At 52.5% G+C, this 22,950-nt stretch carries 23 protein-coding genes; 10 read left to right on the plus strand and 13 right to left on the minus strand.

Annotated features, from left to right (window positions below; genetic code table 11):
- Positions 1 to 79: 79 nt before the first annotated feature.
- From GZZ87_RS02225 to GZZ87_RS02240, 4 genes are all read left to right on the plus strand, one after another.
- Entirely contained in the window at positions 80 to 859 is a 780-nt protein-coding gene (locus GZZ87_RS02225) for a PEP-CTERM sorting domain-containing protein (RefSeq protein ID WP_162024653.1), read from the plus strand.
- 259 nt (positions 860 to 1,118) lie between these two features.
- Positions 1,119 to 2,510 (plus strand): sulfatase, encoded by a 1,392-nt coding sequence (locus GZZ87_RS02230; protein ID WP_162024652.1) that lies wholly within the window; start codon positions 1,119 to 1,121, stop codon positions 2,508 to 2,510.
- A 5-nt stretch (positions 2,511 to 2,515) separates the two neighbouring features.
- Positions 2,516 to 3,031, plus strand: a complete 516-nt coding sequence (locus tag GZZ87_RS02235) for a sulfatase/phosphatase domain-containing protein (RefSeq protein ID WP_162024650.1) — start codon at positions 2,516 to 2,518, stop codon at positions 3,029 to 3,031.
- A 256-nt stretch (positions 3,032 to 3,287) separates the two neighbouring features.
- Positions 3,288 to 3,782, plus strand: coding sequence for an RNase H family protein (locus GZZ87_RS02240; RefSeq protein WP_244653997.1), 495 nt, complete (start codon positions 3,288 to 3,290; stop codon positions 3,780 to 3,782).
- A 670-nt stretch (positions 3,783 to 4,452) separates the two neighbouring features.
- On the opposite strand, the gene ftsH is transcribed toward GZZ87_RS02240, so the two are convergent.
- From ftsH to GZZ87_RS02260, 4 genes are all read right to left on the minus strand, one after another.
- Complete coding sequence (gene ftsH, locus GZZ87_RS02245; protein ID WP_162024649.1) at positions 4,453 to 6,504, minus strand: ATP-dependent zinc metalloprotease FtsH; 2,052 nt, start codon at positions 6,502 to 6,504, stop codon at positions 4,453 to 4,455.
- Positions 6,505 to 6,512: 8 nt separating this feature from the next.
- Entirely contained in the window at positions 6,513 to 7,967 is a 1,455-nt protein-coding gene (gene tilS, locus GZZ87_RS02250; protein ID WP_162024647.1) for a tRNA lysidine(34) synthetase TilS, read from the minus strand.
- Between the two features lie 244 nt (positions 7,968 to 8,211).
- Complete coding sequence (locus GZZ87_RS02255; RefSeq protein WP_162024645.1) at positions 8,212 to 8,481, minus strand: DUF167 domain-containing protein; 270 nt, start codon at positions 8,479 to 8,481, stop codon at positions 8,212 to 8,214.
- Positions 8,482 to 8,492: 11 nt separating this feature from the next.
- Positions 8,493 to 9,347, minus strand: a complete 855-nt coding sequence (locus GZZ87_RS02260) for an alpha/beta hydrolase (protein ID WP_162024643.1) — start codon at positions 9,345 to 9,347, stop codon at positions 8,493 to 8,495.
- A gap of 201 nt (positions 9,348 to 9,548) precedes the next feature.
- Here GZZ87_RS02260 and GZZ87_RS02265 point away from each other — a divergent pair, with 201 nt between their 5' ends.
- A complete protein-coding gene (locus tag GZZ87_RS02265; RefSeq protein ID WP_162024642.1) occupies positions 9,549 to 10,577 on the plus strand; it encodes a peptidylprolyl isomerase in 1,029 nt (342 codons plus the stop codon).
- A 374-nt stretch (positions 10,578 to 10,951) separates the two neighbouring features.
- On the opposite strand, the gene miaA is transcribed toward GZZ87_RS02265, so the two are convergent.
- Positions 10,952 to 11,836 (minus strand): tRNA (adenosine(37)-N6)-dimethylallyltransferase MiaA, encoded by an 885-nt coding sequence (gene miaA / locus GZZ87_RS02270; protein ID WP_162024641.1) that lies wholly within the window; start codon positions 11,834 to 11,836, stop codon positions 10,952 to 10,954.
- Positions 11,837 to 11,950: 114 nt separating this feature from the next.
- Here miaA and GZZ87_RS02275 point away from each other — a divergent pair, with 114 nt between their 5' ends.
- A complete protein-coding gene (locus GZZ87_RS02275) occupies positions 11,951 to 12,271 on the plus strand; it encodes a YkgJ family cysteine cluster protein (RefSeq protein WP_162024640.1) in 321 nt (106 codons plus the stop codon).
- Positions 12,272 to 12,428: 157 nt separating this feature from the next.
- Here the strand turns inward: GZZ87_RS02275 and GZZ87_RS02280 are convergent, their stop codons facing one another.
- Together GZZ87_RS02280 and gmd are read right to left on the minus strand one after the other, a co-directional pair.
- Positions 12,429 to 13,376 (minus strand): GDP-L-fucose synthase, encoded by a 948-nt coding sequence (locus GZZ87_RS02280; RefSeq protein ID WP_162024639.1) that lies wholly within the window; start codon positions 13,374 to 13,376, stop codon positions 12,429 to 12,431.
- Between the two features lie 69 nt (positions 13,377 to 13,445).
- Positions 13,446 to 14,462 (minus strand): GDP-mannose 4,6-dehydratase, encoded by a 1,017-nt coding sequence (gene gmd / locus GZZ87_RS02285; protein ID WP_162024637.1) that lies wholly within the window; start codon positions 14,460 to 14,462, stop codon positions 13,446 to 13,448.
- An 80-nt stretch (positions 14,463 to 14,542) separates the two neighbouring features.
- Here gmd and GZZ87_RS02290 point away from each other — a divergent pair, with 80 nt between their 5' ends.
- Positions 14,543 to 15,655: a substrate-binding domain-containing protein gene (locus GZZ87_RS02290; RefSeq protein ID WP_162024636.1), complete on the plus strand. Its 1,113-nt coding sequence runs from the start codon at positions 14,543 to 14,545 to the stop codon at positions 15,653 to 15,655.
- Between the two features lie 154 nt (positions 15,656 to 15,809).
- On the opposite strand, the gene GZZ87_RS02295 is transcribed toward GZZ87_RS02290, so the two are convergent.
- The 6 genes from GZZ87_RS02295 to GZZ87_RS02320 all read right to left on the minus strand — a co-directional run bounded on the left by GZZ87_RS02295 (position 15,810) and on the right by GZZ87_RS02320 (position 19,476).
- The gene (locus GZZ87_RS02295; protein WP_162024635.1) at positions 15,810 to 16,280 is read right to left on the minus strand and encodes a hypothetical protein; all 471 of its coding nucleotides are present in this window, start codon (positions 16,278 to 16,280) and stop codon (positions 15,810 to 15,812) included.
- A 79-nt stretch (positions 16,281 to 16,359) separates the two neighbouring features.
- Entirely contained in the window at positions 16,360 to 16,806 is a 447-nt protein-coding gene (locus GZZ87_RS02300) for a hypothetical protein (RefSeq protein ID WP_162024634.1), read from the minus strand.
- A 666-nt stretch (positions 16,807 to 17,472) separates the two neighbouring features.
- Positions 17,473 to 17,775, minus strand: coding sequence for a hypothetical protein (locus tag GZZ87_RS02305; RefSeq protein ID WP_162024633.1), 303 nt, complete (start codon positions 17,773 to 17,775; stop codon positions 17,473 to 17,475).
- Between the two features lie 209 nt (positions 17,776 to 17,984).
- The gene (locus tag GZZ87_RS02310) at positions 17,985 to 18,587 is read right to left on the minus strand and encodes a PEP-CTERM sorting domain-containing protein (RefSeq protein ID WP_162024632.1); all 603 of its coding nucleotides are present in this window, start codon (positions 18,585 to 18,587) and stop codon (positions 17,985 to 17,987) included.
- A gap of 133 nt (positions 18,588 to 18,720) precedes the next feature.
- Positions 18,721 to 19,071: a hypothetical protein gene (locus GZZ87_RS02315; protein ID WP_162024631.1), complete on the minus strand. Its 351-nt coding sequence runs from the start codon at positions 19,069 to 19,071 to the stop codon at positions 18,721 to 18,723.
- 60 nt (positions 19,072 to 19,131) lie between these two features.
- Complete coding sequence (locus GZZ87_RS02320; RefSeq protein ID WP_162024630.1) at positions 19,132 to 19,476, minus strand: hypothetical protein; 345 nt, start codon at positions 19,474 to 19,476, stop codon at positions 19,132 to 19,134.
- A 384-nt stretch (positions 19,477 to 19,860) separates the two neighbouring features.
- On the opposite strand from GZZ87_RS02320, the gene hemH reads away from it, so the two are divergent.
- Genes hemH through hemA form a run of 3 tightly spaced genes read left to right on the plus strand, consistent with a single transcriptional unit; the run spans position 19,861 to position 22,849 of the window.
- Entirely contained in the window at positions 19,861 to 20,928 is a 1,068-nt protein-coding gene (gene hemH / locus GZZ87_RS02325) for a ferrochelatase (protein ID WP_162024629.1), read from the plus strand.
- A gap of 17 nt (positions 20,929 to 20,945) precedes the next feature.
- Positions 20,946 to 21,803, plus strand: coding sequence for a cytochrome c biogenesis protein CcsA (gene ccsA / locus GZZ87_RS02330; RefSeq protein WP_162024628.1), 858 nt, complete (start codon positions 20,946 to 20,948; stop codon positions 21,801 to 21,803).
- Positions 21,800 to 22,849, plus strand: coding sequence for a glutamyl-tRNA reductase (gene hemA, locus GZZ87_RS02335; protein WP_162024627.1), 1,050 nt, complete (start codon positions 21,800 to 21,802; stop codon positions 22,847 to 22,849). Before ccsA ends, hemA begins: the two co-directional genes overlap by 4 nt.
- Positions 22,850 to 22,950 lie beyond the last annotated feature (101 nt).

The following is a 22,950-nucleotide window of genomic DNA, read 5'->3' on the forward strand; positions in this document are numbered from 1 at the left end:
TTTGTGAAACCACTGTAGATCGCGTTTTCTGTGAGATACTTCACAAATCTAACTCTACACCACCCCCCCCTGCAGAACTATGACTAAACTCACCCCCTATATCCTCGGCGCATCGCTTTGCTTTGCAGGCGCCGCCTCAGCTCAAGTTCTTGTTGAGCAGTTCCTATTTGAAGATGGTGTTGGAACCAATCTCACCGCGGCAACAAACTCGGTTGGCACTGCTACTTTTGGTGGAACAACAACCGTTGCCGAGAATGCCAGTGGAGATATGGTTTTTGGAGTCGATGCCACCAATGGTAATTATTTCAACAATGGCACTTTGACTGAAGCCAGCGGCTATAGTGTAGGCACACTAGAGTTACAATACACAGTAACTGGATACGATATGTCTAATACAGCAGACCCTTCTGGTGCAAGTGCTGGCTTTGGTTTTAGAGATGCTAACAACACTGACCTTTTTCTTTTTCGTCTACAGCACCAGAACAATTCAGTTCGCCTACAGCACCGCATCGGAACGACAAATACTGATCTGTTTGACTTCGGAAATGAAGTGGATACTTTCACGACTTTAGCTCTTCGCGCTGTGGCTAATTTGGGCACAGATAAGGTCGACTTTTATTGGTCTATTGATGGTGCTGCGGAGTCTTCAAGTCTTGGTGTCACAATTGGTGGCACAGGGCTAGCAGCGGTCACTAATTTGCGCACTGCTGCAACTCTCAATAGCACTGATATGGCTGCTGGGGACTTTGTTTCCGTCGAGTCCGTATCAGTTTTTTATACCGTTCCAGAGCCCAGTTCTTACGCGTTGATCGCGGGTCTTCTTGGGTTGACTGCAGTGATGATTCGCCGTCGTGCTTAAGTCCTAAGTTAGACGCAAATTTACAAAAGCCTCCGTGAAAACGGAGGCTTTTTTTGTCGAAAGTTGCATGCGCTTTTCTTCGCATGGTGGTAGAGGCCAAAGCCGCGCGTAAGGAACTGTCGCGAAAGTGCACGTATGAATCACAACCGCGATAAGTATCATTGAAAAAGGCACTCCCCCTCTCGCTAAAAAGAGTTACCTTTAGCATTCTATTTCCTTCACCTCGATTTGTATTCAGATACCCCATCCACCATTTTCAATGAAATTCATTGCCCAACTCTTTATCGTCGCCGCGCTCTGCGCCTGCAGCCTCACGTATGCGCAGCAAGCACCCAACATCGTCTTTATCCTAGCTGATGACCTCGGCTATGGCGGACTGAATTGCTACGGCACGGATTGGCTGGAAACACCTAACATTGATCAGCTCAGTCGCGATGGCATGAAATTCACCAACGGCTATGCCTCGCACCCGACTTGCCAGCCTTCGCGCATCGCGATCCTCAGCGGCCAATATAGTCCACGCACGGGAGGCTACCGCGTGATGAATCACCACCGCGGGCAGGAAGATAAGATTAAATATATCGTGCCGCAGTTGACAGGTCTCGCACTGGAAAAGACGACCTTTGCCGACACTTTTAAGCAGGCAGGCTACGCCACCGCGATGTATGGTAAATGGCACGCCGACAATTACGATAAAGCACTGCACCCGAGTGGCCAAGGCTTCGACGTAGCGATCGTGGCCAATGATCATTACGGCAAGAAGCCGTCTAGGCCCAAAGTCGACCTGCCCGAAGGAATGGACTACGCCGAACTCTTCACGGGTATGGCCATCGAGTTCATGGCCGAGGCCAAAGCGAATGATCAGCCCTTCTTCCTTTATATGCCCTACTACCTCGTGCACGCTCCGTTCGAAACGCGCGCGGATTACATTGAGCACTTTCAAGCCAAGCTCGCAGGCAAAGTATTCAAAGATAAAAAGGCGGACAACATTCCAATCATCGCAGCCATGACCAAGCACCTCGACGATCAAGTGGGTCGACTCGTTGCAGCGCTTCAAGAAATGGGACTCGAAGACAATACCATCGTCGTCTTCACCTCCGACAACGGATCTTACTGCAAAGACCTCGTCGGTGGCTATCGCGGCACAAAAGGCGATGTCTATGATGGCGGCATGCGCGTGCCGTATCTCTTTAAATGGCCAAACAAAATCGCAGCGGGCAGTCTCTCTGAAGAGCGCATCACCCACGTAGATCTGTTTCCTACCTTTCTCGACATGGCTGGCTTGCCACGCCCGGAGAATCATCCACTGGACGGCGTAGACCTCACGCCACTCCTGACCGGAAAGGTTGAGCACATAGCGCCTCGCCCCATCGTTTGCTATTATCCGAAATATGCAGGGTTCAGCGACAAGACCAAAACGTGGAGAGTGCCTTGGCGCAACGTGCTCTTCGATGGTGACTACAAGCTACGCGAAAACGTCGAATACAGCAGCTACGAGCTCTACAACTTGAAAAACGACCCACTCGAAAGCAAAGACCTCGCGCCGAGCCATCCCGAGAAGGTGCAACAACTCGAGCAGAAGCTCCGCGCATGGGAGCAGCAGGTCGGAGCGCCCGAACTGACACCGAACCCCGACTACAGCTTAAACTAATCCCAATGCCATCTCACAAAGGCCGCAAAGGCTCACTCGACGAAGGCGGCCACCGTGTGCCCTTCATCGCGCAATGGCCTGCCGTCATCGCAGCCGACAGCCGTAACGATACGCCCTGCAACTTAATCGATCTCTATGCAAGCTGTGCCGACCTGCTCGACGTCAAGATCGAACCAGACACCGCCGAAGACAGCATCAGCATGCGACCACTCTTCGAAAGCAACAACGACGCCTATACTCGCAGCGAAATGGTGCACCACGACTTCGGTGGACGCTTCGCCTTTCGCCAAGGGAAGTGGAAGCTCATCACATCTCCATTCAGTAAGAAGCAGGCGCTCTACGATATGGTCGCAGATCCGAGCGAGACTACTAATGTCCTTAAAGCGCATCCGGAAGTTGTAGAGCAGATGGAGCACCGATTGACCGCCATCGTGCAGGACGGCCGCAGCACGCCTGGCCCGAAACAAACGAACGAAGGCCCCGCATGGTGGCCTGAGCTGGTTTGGATCGAGCAACCGTAGAAGGACGCTCGCATCAAGAATTGTGATTTCTAGCTTACCCCATTCGGGAGGGACGAGCTCCGCCTCGTCTTGCGGTGCGCTGGTGCTTTGGTTGAGTGCTTTGGTTCTGTGCTGAGGCTCCGCGGACGGCGCAGAGGCCGTCCCTCCCCCAAGCAACACACATTCAGCAGATCTGCATGAGCCGTGGCGCTTTTCACGAATCATGATGTGAGCGAGTATAGACACTCGCTGTATTGCCATTCAGTAACGCATCCGATTGGATCGTTCAGTGGACGAACTCTCTCTATTCACCGACGGCAGCGTCAACACACAGAACAAGCTCGGATATGGCGCATCTTTGACGCTCACTGAAGACGAGTTTTCACTGCCGATCGCAGCTCTGAAAGCACGTGTCACAGTCCAGAAGTTTGAGCAGACCTCGTCCACCAAGTTAGAGTTGCAGACACTCCTTTGGGCGCTCGCCGAACTCCCTGACGCCATCGAGCAGCTCACGGTCTACACGGATTCTCAAAACATTGTGAATCTAGCGGCGCGCAGGGAGCGCTTCGAAGCGCACGACTACCACTCAAAAAAGGGGCTACCGCTACGCAACGCTGAGCTCTACCGATCCTTTTTCGAGGTAAGCGATCGATTACAGTTCAAGCTAGTCAAAGTCGAAGGCCACAAGCCGATGCGGAAGCGGAACCAAATCGACCAGCTGTTCGCGTTGGTCGACAAAGCCTCACGCAAAGCAAGACGCGCAAAAAAGTGATACAGACATTCTTGTCTGTTCTACCACAGCGAGTCCGAAGCAATTCATTTCCCGTAATAGGGGACGTGCTTGCGCGAACCGCGACCACTCCGATGTTCACTTGAACCTAAAAAGATGAGTTGAACCGTTAATAAACGTTAATGGACGTTAATCAGAGCTTCTAAATACATACTGCTTAAATACTTGAGTGACGTCTCGAACTAGGAATCGCGTGTTAGCTCATTCGCCATTTTGGCAGTGGCTGGATTGACGTTAATTAACGTCAATTAACGGTTTAAGAATCAAAGCCCATGCCAACTGCCGAATCTAGGTTGAACACGACGCGGAGCAAAGTAGAAGCGGCTTCCAGCCGCTGGCTCCATACTGCCGCACATGATAAATTGTGATTTGTGAAATCGAAGGATCTTGCGTAGGGGTCGTGCTTGCCGTTTCGACAGGCTCAAGGCTCAGAGCTCGTCGAAGAGCGGCACCCGCTAAGGCCGCTAAAGTTTTAGAACTTCCTGTGCGTGTGGCCTTTGGGCGGGCTTCGCAAGCAAAGCCCCTACAACAAGATCGCGAAATAGCGTGAATGCGCTTTTCACAAATTATGATGCGTGTGAGTATACTCAAAAAAAGGCTGCTCTCCCGTTCGGAAAGCAGCCTTTTGAAAATTCAACTCTGAGAGAGAGCGTTATGCAGGTGTCGGTGCAGGTGCTTCGTCGCCTGCAAGACCATCCTTGTCGTCGTCCTCATCGACCTTCTTTGCGACTTTATCTTCATCCTCCTCATCGGTCTCAGGTTCTTCCTTCGCGATTTCACGCTTTATAATCGGTGAGCGCATTTCGCCGTGCTCAAGAATCTCCAAGACGTGCACACCATCAATGGTTTCGTGCTCAAGGAGCATGTCAGCCATCGTATCGAGCGCAGCACGGTGCTCATTGAGAATATCGAGCGAGCGCAAATACTCCTTCTGCACAATCTCGTAGATCTTTTTATCAATCTTCTGTGCTGTTTCTTCGCTAAAGTTATTCGCCCCGGCTCCCATCGTGCCCATGTAGGCATGGTTCTGACTTTCACCGAAAGCAATCGGCCCAAGATCCGTCATGCCCCAGTCGCACACCATGTGACGCGCGATGGATGTCACCATGCGAATATCACCGGAAGCACCACTGGTAATGTCACCCACTACGATCTCTTCCGCAGAACGGCCGCCCATACCAGTGCAAATCTGATTCAACAAGCGACGCTTGGAGTGGTTGAGCAAATCCTTCTTCGGCATGAACATCGTCGAACCGAGACTCTGGCCACGAGGAATAATCGTCACCTTATGCACCGGCATATGTCCGTCATCCACGACTGCTTGAATCAACGCGTGACCGGCTTCGTGATAGGCAGTGATCTTGCGATCTTCGTCATCCATCAACCTGCGACGCTCGCGACCGAAAGAGATCTTATCGCGCGCTTCATCGAGATCGTTCATCTCAATGACCTGCTTATTATAACGCGCCGCGATCAACGCACCTTCATTCAGTAGGTTGGCGAGATCCGCACCCGAGAATCCAGGCGTGTTACGCGCAACGTGCTCAAGGTTCACTTCTTCGGAAAGAGCGACCTTTTTAGCATGCACCATCAAAATTTCGTGACGACCATTCAAGTCAGGCAAATCAATGGTCACTTGGCGGTCAAAACGACCAGGACGTAGCAACGCAGAGTCGAGCACGTCAGGGCGATTCGTCGCCGCGATGATGATCACACCTTCGTGCCCATCAAAACCATCCATCTCAACGAGGAGGGAGTTCAACGTTTGCTCACGCTCGTCATTACCACCACCGACACCCGCGCCACGTTGGCGGCCCACAGCATCGATCTCATCGATAAATACGATACAAGGCGCGTTCTTACGACCTTGCTCAAACATGTCACGCACACGTGCCGCACCGACACCGACGAACATTTCGACGAAGTCGGAACCACTGATCGAGAAGAACGGCACTTCCGCCTCACCTGCAACCGCCTTCGCAAGCAGTGTCTTACCAGTTCCCGGAGGGCCGACCATCAGCACACCACGAGGGATGCGACCGCCAATGCGTTGAAATTTCTTGGGATCTTTGAGGAAGTCAACGACCTCACTCACCTCTTCCTTGGCCTCATCGCAACCCGCGACGTCCTTAAAGGTCAGCGAATCTTTATCACGCTTCAGCATCTTGGCCTTGCTCTTGCCAAAGCTCATCGCTCCCTTACCCGCGCTCTTGAGTTGGCGCACAAATAGGAAATAAAGCAGACCGATAATCAGTAAGAACGGCAGGAAGCTGATCAGGATATCTTGAAACGCCGTGCTACGGGGACTTTCTTTCAGAACACTGCGCACCAATTCGAAATCCTTTTCGAGCAAGCGACCTTGCGCAGAAAAGTGCACCTTCTCGGGCACAGTCTCATCCGATAGATTCGCATCATAGTCGGGGTTCTTCATCATACCAGTAATGGCATACCCATCCTCGCCGAGCGACGGTTCCGGCTTCATGACCCCCTTATCTTCCTTCACGATGGCACCATCCTTTACGGCCTCGACCAATTCACTGATGGTCAATCGCTGATGATTCGCCCCGGCATCGGGTTGAGCGAACCAAAGTCCGATAATTGCCGAGATGATGACCAAAAAAATTAGAAGCACTTTAGGGTTAAAGCGCTCTGGTTGGCCGTTATTTCCGGGTTCTTTTTGTTGTGGCTTATTTTGCTGTGACATTTGTGCGGTCAAAGTGGGTTTCTTCGTTCGTAAGTCAATCTAAGAGCCCTTTTCGTTGCGGCACTGATTTTCAGGGCATCGGCTGGAGGAAAACCTGGCACCCATACGACTTCTCCTGAATGCGACAAGACAAGCGGGAGCAGCTTTCGTTCCTTCACGGGGATCTGCCGGTCAATAAACCAATCTTTCAGCTTCTTCGTGCCCGGAGCACCAATCGGACGAAAGCGATCCCCGGGCAACCAACCTCGGATCTCAAATGTCTGCCCGACCTCAACGGCGATATAAGCTTCGCATGCAACATCGACCCCACCCTTCAGAATGGCATCGCGCAACTCGTCGTCTAGCTCCACGACCTCAGTCTCGAGCACAGCGCCCGTAGTCAGCATCACCGACTCACCTGCCTCGATCTCACTAGGCTCCAAAGTCTGCCCTCTCACCTGTGCCGATTCGAAATGAATACTCGTCTCGTCGAGTTCGATATAAAACGCCCCCGCGCTCAACCGGTTCTTCGGTTTCACCGCATAGACGGCATCCATCAGCAGGTCCATCGCTGGCGCACTCATCGACTGAATCAAATCATGTGAGCTCAACCACGCAGACAATGCCCGCCGCGTCAGGGCTCGTGGCGCAGCGCGTAGCACCAAGCGATCCAGCGATTCACTCTCGGTAAAAGCTTCTGGCACAGTGACTCGCGCCAACGCATCCAGCGCATCCGCATCTTCTTCTAATAAATACCGCGAACGCGCCGAACCCGCCGAGGCATCGCGATCCAAAGCATCACTCAGGCTAGGAATGACATTATGCCGCAGCGCGTTACGCGAAATCTCCACATCTTCATTGGATATATCCTCGCGCCACGGAATTTCGGCGGCATTCAGCGCCATGCGAATCGCCCCCGCTCCCAGATGCAGCACGGGCCGCACATGTGTAGGATACGACTCAAAAAAATGAACCGGCCGCGGAGCCGCCAGACCATCCGTGCCACTGCCCCGCGCCAAGCGCTGCAGCTGCGTCTCTAAAATATCGTTCTGCTGATGCCCAAATGCGATGCACTGGCAGCCGTGCTCCTTCGCCGCAGCCCGCAAAAAGTCTAAGCGCAAGGCGCGCGCCGTCGTCTCCGTAAACGCCGCCTCATTTTCTGGCCGATCCGCGGTCGCATAGCCGCAGCGCAGTTGCAGCGCCAATTCTCGCACGAATGCTGCATCCTGTCGCGAGTCCTCCCCCCGCCAGCGATGATTGTAGTGCGCGACCACCAGCTCGACGCCCAAGTCAGCCGCCTGTGCCCACAATTGACACAGCATATAAATCGAATCAGCGCCGCCCGAACATGCCACCAACACACGCTGACACTGCGGTCCAGTCAGTAGCTGACGCACATTCGCATGCAGCGAACCTTCGCTCATTTGCGCATGCAGCATTCGCGCCGCTTCGGGCCAATCATGTGGGTGGGTGGGGTTCGACATAAGACCCTATTAGTTGGCTACACTTTTGATCAGACCGCAAGCCCGCAGGGACTTTGTTGAAAGGTTCACAGAACAAAAAAACGACCAATCGCTTTTCGACTAGCAGAATCACAACCACAACAATTCGCATGCATCGCAATCGTTCCCCCATTACGCCACACCCTGATCTTTGGAGCGGAGCCAGGAACTGGTTACGACACTGAACCTCAGCACCGCGCCCCAAAATGAAGGAGTCGCACCCGAACTACCCCCCCAACCGCTCTCGCAGCTCCGCTTCGCTCAAGCCGGTAACCAACAAGCATTTCTGCGAATTCGTTTGGCCGCGCAACACCGACACCGCCCGCTTCGGCAAGCCCAGGTGCTTTGCCAGTAACGCGCAAATCGCCTTGTTCGCTTTTCCCGATTCTGGCGCCACGGCGGTCTTGATCTTCAGTGCGCCCGCATGCCAGCCGACAATTTCGTCACGCGAGGCATTCGGAATCACCCGAACATTGAGTTCTGTTGTTATAGGCATCGGAATTCTCATCATTTCAGGACAGTCACCTTCAGCCATTCTTCGCAAAGCTTCGGCCATGTCTCCGCAGCTCGATGTCCGGCACGCATCCCATAGCCGTGCCCGCCTTCGGGGAGCACATGCAATTCAAAAGGAACTTTAGCTGTGCGCAGTGCCGAGCTCATCACCAGACTGCTGTTCGCATGGGGATCATCTGCAGCGACAAACAAAAACATCGGCGGAGTCTCTGCATCAAGTTTCAATTCCGGGGTCAGCACATGATTCTTCCCCTGATCCAAGTATGCTGGGTAAATCAACACGGAGAAATCAGGCCGAGCCGACACGCTGTCCAATGCATCGATCGGATCATAAAGCACCTCTTGATAACGCGTGCTGGCTCGGGCGCTTAAACTCCCGCCGGCAGAGAACCCTAATATCCCTATTCTATTCACATCCAGCTCCCATCGTTCACTCATTCCCCTCACCATCCGAATCGCGCGTTGCGCATCCTGCAGCGCGCCCACCCGCTTCCGGGGCACCCGATATTGCAGCACAAAGGCGGTATACCCGAGCTCACTTAACCACTTCGCAACCTCATACCCTTCGTGATCAATCGCCAAAATACCATAGCCACCTCCAGGGCAAACAATGACAGCCGCCCCATTTCGATTTTCATGGCTTGGCTCATAAACGACCAACGCAGGATTCGTCACCTGACTAATACGAGTCACGCCACCTCGTCGATTATCGGAAATCTCCGGTGACGCCTTAGCCGTCGTTTCCCCTGGAACCGAATTCGGCCACAAATACAGGATCTCACGATCCTTCTGCGCATGACCGATGCTGCCTAGGAATAAACATAGTAAGGTTACATATACTGTTTTCATATATTACGAAGCTAAGAAACGAGTGGCAGGAACTCATATAATTAGCCTATCAAGCAAGCAATCCTCAATCACGTGGCCGACATCACCAAACAGTGCAAACTCATCCTTAATTTTTCGTTTGCCTTCTATGATTGCCGATTGATCCTCTGCAGCGCGTTACGCACCAAATATTGAACCCAAACAGATCACATTTCACTCTACATGAAGACTTTCAAAACACTCTCCGCGACAGCACTCCTGCTCGCGACTAGCGGCATGACACTCTCTGCGCAAGAAGTAGCAGAGACACCAACACCTGCAATCACAGAGCCAGCAATTGATGCAGTCGCAATCCGTGTAAACGGCGAAGACATTAAGCAAAGCGAAATCCAAGCAATGGCGGACATGATGCTCCAGCAGGCTCAAGCAAGCGGCCAACCAGTGCCACCAGCGATGCGCGAGCAAGCGATCAAGGCAGCAGAAGATAATATGATCATCCAAAAGCTAGTCACCAGCGAAGTGGCTGCCGCCGAAATCGTCGTCACTGATGACGAAATAGAAGCAACGATCGAGCAGATCAAAACCAGCCTGCCTCCAACCATCGACTTCGACCAAGCGCTCGCGATGCAAGGCCTCACGATTGAAGAACTGAAGGAAAACATCAAAGACGACACCGCTGCCCGCCAACTGATCGAAAGCAAAACACAAGATGTCGCCGAAGTCAGCGAAGAGGATGCCCGCGCATTCTACGACAGCAATATTGATAAATTCGCAGAAGAGCCGAAGGCCTCTGCGAGCCACATCCTTCTCTCATTTGAAGAAGGCGAAAGCGACGAATCCAAAGCCGCTAAGAAAGCACAACTCGAAGGCATTCGCGCCGAGATCATCGCTGAAACCATCACATTCGAAGACGCAGCTAAAGCACATTCCGGTTGCCCAAGTAGCGCCCAAGGCGGCTCACTCGGCGAATTCGGCAAAGGCCAAATGGTTCCAGAATTTGAAATCGCAGTCTTCAGTCAAGACGTTGATTCCGTCGGCGAGGTCGTCGAAACATCCTTCGGCTATCACATCATCAAAGTCACTGACCGGACAGACGGCGGCACCGCAAGCTTCGACGAGGTCAAAGCACAGATCATCGGCTATCTCAATGGCAACGCCAAACAAGAAGCTGTCGGAGCTTACCTCGAAAGCCTGCGTAAGAGCGCCACGATCGAATACGTGACCGCAGATGCACCTGCACCAACAAACTAAACGTTTTTAAAACACCTGGTTGAGCGCTCCTAAAACAGCAATCAACTCGCCGAAACGGCGGATCTGCATATTTGCTAGATCCGCCGTTTTTTTTGGGGGGGGCGACCACCAAGCCTCTCGCCTCAAACGATACCATCGTGTCGCGGGAGTGGTCGAAATGGCTTCGCCAGTCCGCTACCAATTAAACCTAAAAAGAGTAGTTAGACGGAGGTCTGCCGTAGATGGCGAAGCAAGTTGGAAGGTCGGAGTTAGAAGCTGAGCATCAGTGCTTTATAGCCCCTGAAGCGCTCGGCAGGCGGCGTCAGACTCGGCCGTAAGCACTTCATTACCAAAGACTAACTTCTAACTTCTAACTTCTAACTTCTGAATATAGGTTAAAACGTAATCAACTCGTCGGGGCGACGGATCTGTGTGCGGAACCAAGTGCCCTGTTTTTTCACTAAGTGATTGGTGCTTTGCACGATCGCGGGTGCCAGTGATTTGAGCTGAATCGCACCACGAAGATACTCAAGCGTCTCGCGATACCCAATCGCAGAGGCCGCGCTGGGATTCTTTTCAAGACCAAGCTCACGCAGGCATTCGACTTCTTCGATGAGCCCATCCTGCAACATCTTATCCACGCGACGTGCGACACGTTGCTTTAAATTTTCGGGATCACGCTCCAGTAAAATATACTTTTTCTCACAGTCCGCATACGGCTCAGGGCGCGCAGCAAACTCAGCTTGTAGATCCGGCAAGGACTTACCCGATGCGATACAGCGCTCCAGCGCGCGCAAGACTCGGCGCGGATTCAACGCATCTAAATTCCCAATCCCTGCAGGGCTGCGTTGCCTCAGTTCCGCCACCAAACCATCTAAGCCTTCGGCGGCATAGAGTTCCGCCACCTGTGCACGAATCGCATCAGAGACCACGACAATATCGATCACTGGCGCAAAGAAGCTCTTCAGATAAAACCCGCTACCACCAGTCACCACGACCGACTTGCCACGCGCAAAAATATCGGCCACGGCCGCCTTAGAATCGCGCACATAAGCAGCGATATGATAGGGCTGATTGACCGCGTTCACATCAATCAAATGATGTGGCACACGCGCAAGCTCCTCAGGCGTCGGCTTTGCGGTGCCGATATCCATACCGCGATAAACGAGTGATGCATCGCACGACACGATCTCAGCATTGTGCTTCTCAGCGTAGGAAAGCGCATACTCGGTTTTGCCAACCGCGGTGGCTCCAGTGATGATGTGTAAAGTCTGTGTCATAAAATTGTGCATTGAGGCTATGACAAGCTATGCCCAGACTTCCAACACCTTTTTAGGGGGCACACCGAATCACGCTTGGCAACCAGAGCAATGCGCGTAATCCTGAGCCCACGAATGACGCTTGACCTCACCGAATACGATTGCACCGCATGTGGCGCCTGCTGCCGAAGCTTCCCCATCTTTGCGAGCGAGGCCGACGCCGTGCGCGAACCCGCGATCCGCAACGAAGCACGCCGACTACCGGAACATTTGGAGACCGAGGATAAGGCATATCAACTCTTTCCACTGCCCTTCCAAACCCGCTGCCCCTATTTGAAAGAAGACGAGCTCTGCCGAATCTACGAATCGCGGCCAAGCGTGTGCCGTCGTTTTGAAGCCGGTAGCGCGCAGTGCATCGAGGCGCGACGACGGCAGTTCGGCGAAGCCGAACAGTGACGCTTTGCGAGTGAAAGTGAAAGTGATCAGTGATCAGTGGGACAAGTGTATGAGACAGAGCTCGTCACCCCCCGAACGATTCACTCTCACTAGCGAAGCGCCTCACTCGCCGAAGGCGCCTCACTAGCGAAGCGTTCACTCGCGAGCGCAGCGAGCGCTACTCTCTCAACGTCCCAGCCGCTTGCTCGTCGAGGAAGGATTGATACGCCATCGCCACCCCTTGCTCGATTGGAATCTTAGGTGCCCACCCAGTGGCTTTAATCTTCGAAATATCAGTGAGCTTGCGTGGCGTGCCATCTGGCTTGCTGGTGTCAAAGGTCAGCTCGCCTGCGTAGCCCACGGCGTCTTTGACCAGACGCGCTAGGTCACCAATCGAAATATCGGTCCCGCAACCGAGGTTTACCCATTCCGGCGGATTCTCAAGTTCCAGTAAGTGCAAAATCCCTGCGGCCGCATCGTCCGCATGCAAGAATTCGCGCAACGGTGTGCCCGTGCCCCAGATCGCGACTTCGGGTGTGTGGTTTGCCTTCGCCTCGTGGAAGCGACGGATCAACGCGGGGAGCACATGGGAATTTTGCGGATGATAGGTATCGCCCGCACCGTAAAGGTTGGTCGGCATCGCGGAGTGATAGCAGACGCCATATTGACGCCGGTAATACTCGCACATTTTGAGACCTGCGATCTTCGCGATGGCATAGGCTTCATTGGTCGGCTCTAGCGCACCAGTCAGCAACGATTCTTCCTGGATCGGTTGCTCGGCAAATTTCGGATAGATACAGGTGCTCCCGAGAAAGAGCAGACGCTGCACGCCTTCATTGTAAGCCTCGCCAATGGTGTTTTGAGCGATGGCGAGGTTCTCCATCATAAACTCGGCCGGATAGGTATTGTTGGCATGGATACCGCCAACACGTGCCGCAGCGATAATCGCGACTTCTGGCTTCTCAGCGGCGTAGAACGCACGCACCGCGGCTTGGTTCGTCAGGTCGAGTTCACCCCGAGTGCGCACCACGATGTGATCAAACCCCTGCGCACGCAACGCACGCACCACAGCCGAGCCAACCATACCACGATGCCCAGCGACGTAAATTTTTGATGTCTTATCCATGTCTACCAAAGCCTCAATCAACTCTCAATTCCACATTCCTAATTCCTAATTCCACATTCCTAATTCTCCTCATCCGTTCGTCGCTTGCTTGTAAGCGAGCTCTTGCTTGGCCAGAACGAGGTCGGAATCGACCATGATCTTGACCAACTCCTTGAACTTCACCTTAGGCTCCCAGCCGAGTTGCTTCTTCGCTTTGGCAGGATCGCCGATCAACAAATCGACTTCGGTCGGACGCTCATAGCGCTTGTCGTAGTCAACATACTTTTCCCAGTCTAAATCGAGGTTGTTGAAGGTCTCAATCACGAAGTCCTTCACGGAGTTCGTTTCGTTGGTGGCCATCACATAGTCATCGCCCTCGTCTTGCTGGAGCATCAGCCACATCGCTTCGACGTATTCCTTGGCATAGCCCCAGTCGCGTTGCGCGTCGAGATTGCCGAGGTAGAGCTTATCCTGCAGACCGAGTTTGATACGCGTCGCCGCGCGGGTGATCTTGCGCGTCACAAAGGTCTCACCACGGCGTGGCGATTCGTGATTAAAGAGAATACCATTAGTCGCATGCATGCCATACGATTCGCGATAGTTCACAGTGAGCCAATACGCATAGACCTTCGCGCAACCATACGGCGAGCGCGGATAGAACGGTGTCTTCTCGGTTTGTGGCACGTCCTGCACCAAGCCGAACATTTCGGATGAGGAGGCTTGATAGAAACGGCACTTACCTTCGAGACCGACTTCGCGGATCGCTTCGAGTAGACGCAGTGTGCCTAGACCTGTGACGTCGCCAGTGTATTCCGGAATATCAAAGGAAACACGCACGTGGCTCTGCGCGCCAAGGTGATAAATTTCGTCTGGCTGCAAATTGTAAAGCAGCTTCATCAGCATCACGCCATCAGCCAGATCCCCATAATGCAGGAACATCTTGGTGCCATTGATGTGCGGATCATTATAGAGATGATCGATGCGCTGTGTATTGAAAGTCGAGCAACGACGAATAATGCCATGCACCTCGTAACCCTTAGCTAAGAGAAGTTCTGCAAGATACGATCCATCTTGACCGGTGATACCTGTGATGAGTGCTTTTTTCATAATGGCGGCAGTATATACGACCTTGCTTGGCCTGTCTTTTCGTATTTACGTATAAATAATTATATATTTACGAATAAACCATGCGCACCCATGAACAACTCGTCGCGATCGCCTTCGATCTGAATTTCCGCCACGCCGCAGAAATCTTCAGCGGCGTGTCCGATTATGTAACCGAAGCACGACTCGATTGGCAGCTCATGCCACTCAATTTCGGCTTCGAAGTGCGGCTCATGGAATTGGCAAAATCCGGACAACTCTCCGGAGCGATTGGCACCTTCGTGAGCGATGGCTGGATCGCAGGATTGCTCGAACAAGGCGTCGCCGCGATCAACATGTTTAACTTTTCGGAGATTCACAGCATCCCCAATGTCGGACCGGACGACTTCGCCACAGGCGAAGCCGCTGCTGAGCATCTGATCGCCCAAGGTGCCAAGCGCTTTGCGTTCTTCGGAGCGGACGGCGTGCATTACACACGGCTACGAGAAGCGGGGTTCAAGGCTGGCCTCCAGTGGCGCAGCACCATCGAACTACGCCCCGGCCCTTGCTTAGACGATCAAATTAAGGACTTAAACACCGCCGAAGGTCTGCTCGGCATCTTCTGCTCGAATGATCTATCCGCCCGTGAATTCATCCTTGCCGCACAACGGCAAGGCCTGCACTGCGGGCGCGATTTCCTGATCGTCGGCGTGGACAACGATCCCTCCGAGTCGATCTTTGCCGGCATCGGCATCAGCAGCTTCAAGCAACCGATCCGCGAGACCGGTTACCTCGCAGCCAAAGCGCTTCACCAACAGCTCACGCTCGGGCAACTCACCTCCGAGCTGACACTGCAAACACCCTCGCAACTCATCGCCCGTGAATCCTCACTAGCGTCAGGCCGCGCCCGCATTGCCCAACAAGCCGTCAACCTACTACACGAGCACCTCGCCGATCCGGAGCTAGAAATGGAAAGCATCGCTCAACGCATCGGCGTCTCTCGCCGCGTGCTAGAGCTGGCCGTCAAAGAGCAACTCAGCACCAGTCCCTACCAAATCCTCTCCAAAGCCCGACTCGAGCGAGCACAGCAGCTCCTGAAAACCACCAAGCTCCCGATAATGGAAGTCGGCACACAGTCCGGCTACCCCGAGCCGCACCATTTTTCCGCATGGTTTAAGAAACAGTGCGGCATGGCTCCGAAAGCTTTTAGAGGTTGAATCGCCGAGCGAAAGGCGAATGTCAGCCAATGATACGCTCTTCCTCTAGATAATTGATTTACAACCGCTATGCTAGGGTGCCCTACGGACGAGAATGGGGAGGTCATTACCTATATGAAGTAACAGACTGAAAGGTCTGAATTACTGATTCCACTCATTCGATTCTTAAGTTAATTTCGATGTAGTAGATGCTCTCACCCTGCCACTTTAGTTCTTCAAAATATCTATTTTTGTCAGTATTAAGCATTATTGAACTATCATAGTGACGCGGCCGATCGTAGAAACTGGAGCTATTCTTCTTTTCCGTTTTTATCCGAAGTTCGGTGATGTTCCCCTTACGGTTCAATTGGTGATAACCGGGGTAATTATAGACGAAAATTTCTATTTTACGGCTATCACTTCCGAGTATAACGGTGGTCTCAAAATCGGATTTTGCATCAAACCGAGTCTCCACGATTAACTTTTCCTTCTTCCCGATTGAAATCTTTTTATAAGATCCGTGCAGCCCCAGCAACGCCGCCTGCTTCCTAGAAAATTCGTTATTCGTCTTGGGTGGCGTCAGTTGCTGCCAAGCGTTCAGTCGGCACGTCAAAGACAGGAGCAGAATTAGTAACAGTGGTTTCATTATTTTTATGCCGAACGTGGAGAGTGATCGATATCGCTTTCACGACATTGATCAGCTCGATTAGATATCCTGTAGATGGTTATCTGCATGTCCAGATTCGATATAGACTCCAGGTTGCATCTTCGTTCCTTTTGAAGTCAATGTGAACGTGAGAAAGGGCACCGCCGTGTCCTCCTAGCTTAAAGTCACTTTCATTGCTGGGGAATTGCTCAGAGCTGAAAACCTCACTTAAAGAGCGCTGGCCTAGGGTTTCTTTCATTCTTTCTATGTCGTGTAGTTGGCCAACTGCATCAGCCTTATGCGTCTGGCTTCTTACGATCTTACTTTCTTCATTTTGGTCCAATGCTTCATCAATCCACTGCAGGAATGGGGCGAGTTCTGTAAATGAAACGGCATTCGACTGTGCTGAATCTTGCTGTGCTAGAATTGAAGCGGGATTCTTCTCTTCAGGACGATCGGGACCGCAGCAAGTGAACGGAACTCCCCCTGCGCATCCCAGTGTGATTGCTGCTATCAAAAATTTCATTTCCTCTGGATATCGTAGAGATCAGCGGATGCGAGGCAACTGATTTAGATTAACACCGGCGCATGAACTCGCATTCGCTGCATCGACTGGATCAGGACTCAAATGTGACAAATGCACAGACCGCTCAACCGCGTCTATGCACTGTTTTTTTTTCAGCATCTTGTCACGGCGTAATGCAATGGAGGCGGAAGCTGGAGACCGCTTATTTTCACTAATTTACGCTTATTATGAGGTTTCATTTTTCGTTCTTAGCGTCGGGTTGGATCAGCGTTTATTAGCGTAAATTAGCGGTTAAAAAAATCTGGGTTCCTTTTCTTCTGTATATCGTAGATAGTGGTAAGAGGACTAATTCTGGATATACCAGTGGGCAGTGCAATCGGGATCGGCGCTTCGGAGTGGTTGAGGTTCATTTTAGTGGGATTTTTAAGATTCGTTCAGAGTGGTTAGAATGTGGATTCATTCAATTCAATCATCCCCAGAGGCCAGCGGGGCTGGATCCGCTTAACTTGCTACGCCATCTCCGGCAGACCTCCGTCGCTTAATTTACGCTTAAAAAGAGATAGCTGACGTCGTTCAGGTTAAGCGTGATTAAGCGGTCAAAATCTGGGTTCATTTCTTCTGTATCGTGGAGCGTGAGCGTGAGTGATTCTAAGCGAACCTCATTGATCACCGCGACTGGTTATCATCCTGGATTAGTTCTAGAAGGATTTGGCAAACTTGTGCTAATGCTTTTAAAGTTATAAATAGGATTCCTGCGACGACTATAGTTCCTATGGTGTAATAGAATTTTTCACTATTGTCTAGTCTTTGGTTTGTTAAAGAAAGGATTGGAAGTGTGATGCCCAACGCGATGCTAAATGCAGCCATCCCATTTAGCATTGCTTTGAGTAAATGAAGGTAGGTAAAGCGATGCCCTGATAGAGCTTCCCTGATCTCCTTATCCAGTATGCCTTCGTTTTGATTCTTCATTTCTCTGATAACGTCCGAGTCATCCTACGTCTGACCGAGGGCGCGCTCCGAATTCCGAATTGATGGTTGAATAGCGATGAAGCGTAGAACTCGTGGCGGGTCAGGCGTTAGGATCGACGCCTTGTTCTGCTTCTTCCGTTGATTCTGCACTCTTCGCCCACAGGCATAAATAGGCGTGGAATTGGCAGTGCCAGAGCAGGCGGAGAGGATTACAATCGTCTCCTTCGCATTACCATAAGCCCCACTACTGTTGAAAGGAGAAGTGCTGTGGAAGATGGTTCGGGAATTTGAAAGGCGACGATAGCGTCGCCACTGCCTCCGATGTAACCACTACCATTGGGAACTGTTCCGCCGAAATCTGAGGATTGAAGGAAGAAACTTGAGCCGCCTAAATTCACATAGTCCAGTCTCTGATCGAGACTGCTGCTGACAAGCGACAGGGTGGTAGTGATTCCAGTCAAGATGGGTGGTAAGGAAATGTCCTTCAGCAAAATGTCACTCTCCGTAACTTCGATCATGACCAGGCCAGGATTTGGCCCCGCTATATCATACTCCCATAAAGAGTTCGCCGGGGTGAAAACATACGCGGACGGTCCCGGTAAGGTTACTGTGATATTCCAATCCGTGAACGGTGTGTCATTCTCGGTGAACTCTCCCACTGTAGTCGTGATGGTTCCGGCCACGGTGAAGCCCTTGTCAAGCGGGTCAGCAAGAATCTCGTTAGGGTCAACTACCTGGTAATCAAAAGCAGCTTGCGCCGGAAGGCAAAGGACAGCCGCAATGACAACCGTTATTAGGTCTTTTTTTCTCATTTGAACTTATTTTGGGTGGTCGGATTCAAGCGGCCAGCGCAACTGGGTTGGTGGTTAATGTAGATTCGTCGGCGAAACATTAGAGATGTCAAGCACAACGTAGAGATGTGACATAGATGAGCGCCAGCGAAATCTATTGATCACAATCGACTGGATCTGACTCCTTTTCAAGTCTTTCCGCGATCCCAATTATGAGTGTTTGGACTGGATCACCAATCCAATTTTTAATAGTAGTCCCAATGATAACTCCGGTCATAATGCTTATGAGCATTAACATTGGTAAGATTGTTGAATACGCTAGGGCTTGAAGTTCTATTTTTCCTTCCAATTTTACTGGAATTGAAGCCATGGTATTTGCTGCGAAGCAGAAGGCGGCCATCATCAGTATGATTAGACATACGAAAACCCATTTCATTTTCTGAAACTGCTTTCGGTTTTTCTGAAGCCGATGTAGCGCTTTGGATTCTGCTTCAGTTAAATTCATTACTTTTCAGATCGTCGAGGACAGGCAACCCGTCTGACGAGTTCAAAGTCCTGTTGATTTTTAGAGTTTTACTGGAGGGTTATCGGGTTGTCCTGCTCCGACTTGCTCACGTCTCTTTTTCTTAATTCGCTTCGAGAAGGCGAAATCGTAAACCTCAGCTGTAAGACCAACCGAACGTGACACATACGATACAATCAGGGGAAACACCAGAGGAAGTGATACGACCCAGAGTAAACCAAAGATCCCCAAAAACCAACTGACGATAGATTCTTTACTGACCAACTCGGCAGTCAGCATCGCAAATGCTTTTCCGATTTGGTAAATGCCGCCGACGAAAAAGAAGAGCAGGAAGACTCTCCAAATGATTCGAAGACCGTTGATCCATTCTCTTTTTAAATTTTCCATTTTCTGTGAACAAGTTATTATGTCATTTGAGATAATATTCCCGTTAGGGCTTGTCAACGCCACTTTGGCGTAAGCATGCCAAGTCATTTTAATGACATATCAAGCCGATTGGGGTGATATGTCATTGAGATATTACCCCCTTGAACGAATACCTGAGAGCCGACCCATAGTCTGGCAGCGTAGCTTAGCGGCAAACCAACAGAATCACTATCTGCGACCTTTGCGTCTTTTACGGCCTCCCCCGCTCCCCGCTCCCCGCTCCCCGCTCCCCGCTCCCACTCCCCACTCCTCACTTTCACTCCTCACTCAGTAGGAAGCACTATATCACTCGCGAAGCGCCGCTTCGGTTTGACAATTAGGCCTACTAGTCGCTTCTCTATGCGCATGTCCAAACAAGGCGTAATACTACTCAATCTCGGCTCACCCGATTCCACTCAAGTCAGCGACGTGCGCAAATACCTCGGCGAGTTCCTGATGGACGGTCGCGTGCTCGACGCTCCTTTTGCGATTCGCTGGTTCCTAGTGAACTGCCTGATCCTGCCCAAGCGCCCAAAACAGTCCGCCGAGGCCTACTCAAAGATCTGGCTCGACGAAGGCTCACCACTCATCCTGACCTCGATCGCGCAGCAGAAGGCACTCGCCGAGCAAGTTGACGTGCCTGTCGCCCTCGGAATGCGCTACGGCAGCCCCTCCACCGAAGGCGCGCTCCAAGAGCTCCTCGACCAAGGCGTGGACGATGTCTTTATCGTGCCCATGTATCCGCACTACGCGATGTCCAGCTATGAGACTGCCGTGGTTCACTTGATGGAGTCGGTTCGCAAGCTCAAGCCTGACCTCAAAACCACGCTGATGCCTCCGTTCTATCAAGACCCCGACTACATCGCGGCTCTGGTCGAACGCTCCCGTGCCGACCTAGTAGAAGGCAGCTACGATAAACTTGTGTTCTCGTTCCACGGCATTCCGCAGCGTCACCTGGTGAAAGGCGACCCATCGCACAGCCACTGTATGACTACGCCGGATTGCTGCAACACCTGCCACCCCGCGCATGCCACATGCTACCGCCATCAGTGTGCCATGACAGTGGAAAAGTTCGTCGCCGCGCTGAACATACCGAAGGACAAATACATGATCACCTTCCAATCGCGCCTCGGCCGCGAGCCATGGTTGCATCCTTACACCGACCAGACGCTAGAGCAGCTCGCCGAAGAGGGACACAAGCGCGTCAAAGTGATCTGCGCCTCGTTCACTGCCGACTGCCTAGAGACCTTGGAAGAAATTGCGCAAGAAGGCCGCGACACTTTCATCGAAGCTGGCGGCGAAGACCTACATCAGATTCCTTGCGTCAACGAGCACCCGAAATTCATCGAGTTCTTGCGCAACAAGGTGACAGCGTGGCAGAGCGGTGCCTACGAAACGGCGCACGCCACACCGCCGGCCTACGTCGCTAAATAGCAACCACTGCCCCCTGAATGTTCGATGAACTAGCCATTACCGCCCGCGACGCGATCGCGATCGGAGCCTCAATTTATTTGAGCGCTTTCCTGCTCGGCATCTTCACCTTGCTACTGCGCAAGCCCTACCCACGCGCGTTAATGTTTACGTTGCTCGCGGGTGGTTTCATCATGCAGACCCTCGGGCTCAACCTACGCGGCGCAGAGATCAAAGGCTGCCCGCTGGGTAACATCTTTGAAATCTCGCAGTTCATCGCATGGTCACTAGTGCTGCTCTATTTCATCATCGGCCCGGCCTTTAAGCTGCGCCTACTCGGCTTCTTCACTGCGGGGCTCGCGGGCTTTCTCTCCAGCACCGCACTACTGATCCACGCTTGGGATAGCCCTTATCCTCCAGGCATCTTCGGCGGTAACCCGTGGATTGAGCTACACGCCGCACTCGCGATCTTCAGCTATGGCATCTTTGCCATCGTGTCAGTTGTCTCGTTCATGTTTTTGGTTCAACAACACGGCCTCAAGAAGAAGCAGTTCAAAGGCGTCTATCAATATCTGCCCTCCGTGCAGCAGCTCGATCTAATGGCCAAGCGCCTCCTTATCACTGGAGTGCTCGTGCTCAGCGCGGCCCTAATTTTTGGAGCCGTTTTTTGGATCAGTCACCCCGAGCGCGTGCCAGTGTTTAAGCTCAGCGCCACCTGCCTCGTATGGGCGGGCTACCTGACTGTCGTCGTTTTACGGATACAAAAGAAGCTCGTTACGCGCCGCCACGCCCTCGCAAGCATCGGACTCTTCATCTTCGCCCTCGCCTCGTTGTGGCCCGTCCAATCTGCACGTGACACAACGCACATCGACGAGCCCTCAGCGCAAGTATCTGAATGAGCGAAGTATTGCAGTCACTCTTTGTGCTCGGCAGCACGCACCATGAAGCTCCACTCGAAGTGCGCGAGCGTATGGCACTCACGCCTGCCGACGCCGCAGCGCTCCAACAAGAGCTACACGCGTTGGATGACATCCGCGAGTGCCTCGTCGTCAACACCTGCAACCGACTCGAAATTTACGGGCTGGCCAGCTCGCCCGATGTCGAGTCCACCATACGTGATCAGCTCTGCGCACGCAACGGCGTGAGCCGTGAGCTACTCGATGCACACTCCTTTTGGCACACCAACCTCGACGTGCTGCAACACGCCTTTGAAGTCTCCTCCGGGCTCGACTCACAAATGGTCGGCGAGACCGACATTCTAGGGCAAATGAAAACCGCCTATGCTGGCGCCCGCGAAGCAAAATGCACGGGCATCGTGCTTAATCGACTTTTCGAAAAAAGCTTTCAGGCCGCCAAATCGGCGCGCACGCAGACCGGCATCACCCGTGGTCAGGTCAGTATCGGCAACGTCGCCGTCGATCTAGCCAACCGTATCTTCGGACATCTACGCGACAGCCGCGTGCTCCTACTCGGAAGTGGCGATGTCGCCGAAAAGACTGCACAATCCCTCAAGAGCCGCGGCGTGGCCGACATCACCGTCGCCAGCCGCACCTATGAGAATGCACATGCCCTAGCCCACAGCCTCGGCGGTGCCGCGATTGAATTGAGCGATTTCGCAGCACAGCTCAAACGCTTCGACATCGTGATCAGCTCCACCGCCGCGCCCAGCCTATTGCTGAACTGCGACATGATTGCGACCGCGCTGAAGCAACGTCCTGATCGACCATTCTTCTTGATCGACGTGGCACTGCCACGCGACATCGACCCAGCTGCGGACCAGCTCGAAAACGTGTATCTCTACAACCTCGATGACCTCTCAGCCATCGCCAACGAAAACCTTGAGTTACGTAAAGCCGAGATCGAACGCGCTCGCACGATCCTAAAAGGCCATGCGTGGAATCTATGGCTGCAGCTCAGACGCCGCACCATGATGGCGGCGAGGTAAGACGATTGAACGCACAGATAAGAAGGCTTCGCCGATCTTCTACCTCAGACGCCCTAGCGGACTGGCGAAGCCATTTCGACCACCGAACCTCAGCCATTCCA

The sequence above is a fragment of the Lentimonas sp. CC4 genome, from assembly GCF_902728235.1.
Taxonomy (GTDB): domain Bacteria; phylum Verrucomicrobiota; class Verrucomicrobiia; order Opitutales; family Coraliomargaritaceae; genus Lentimonas.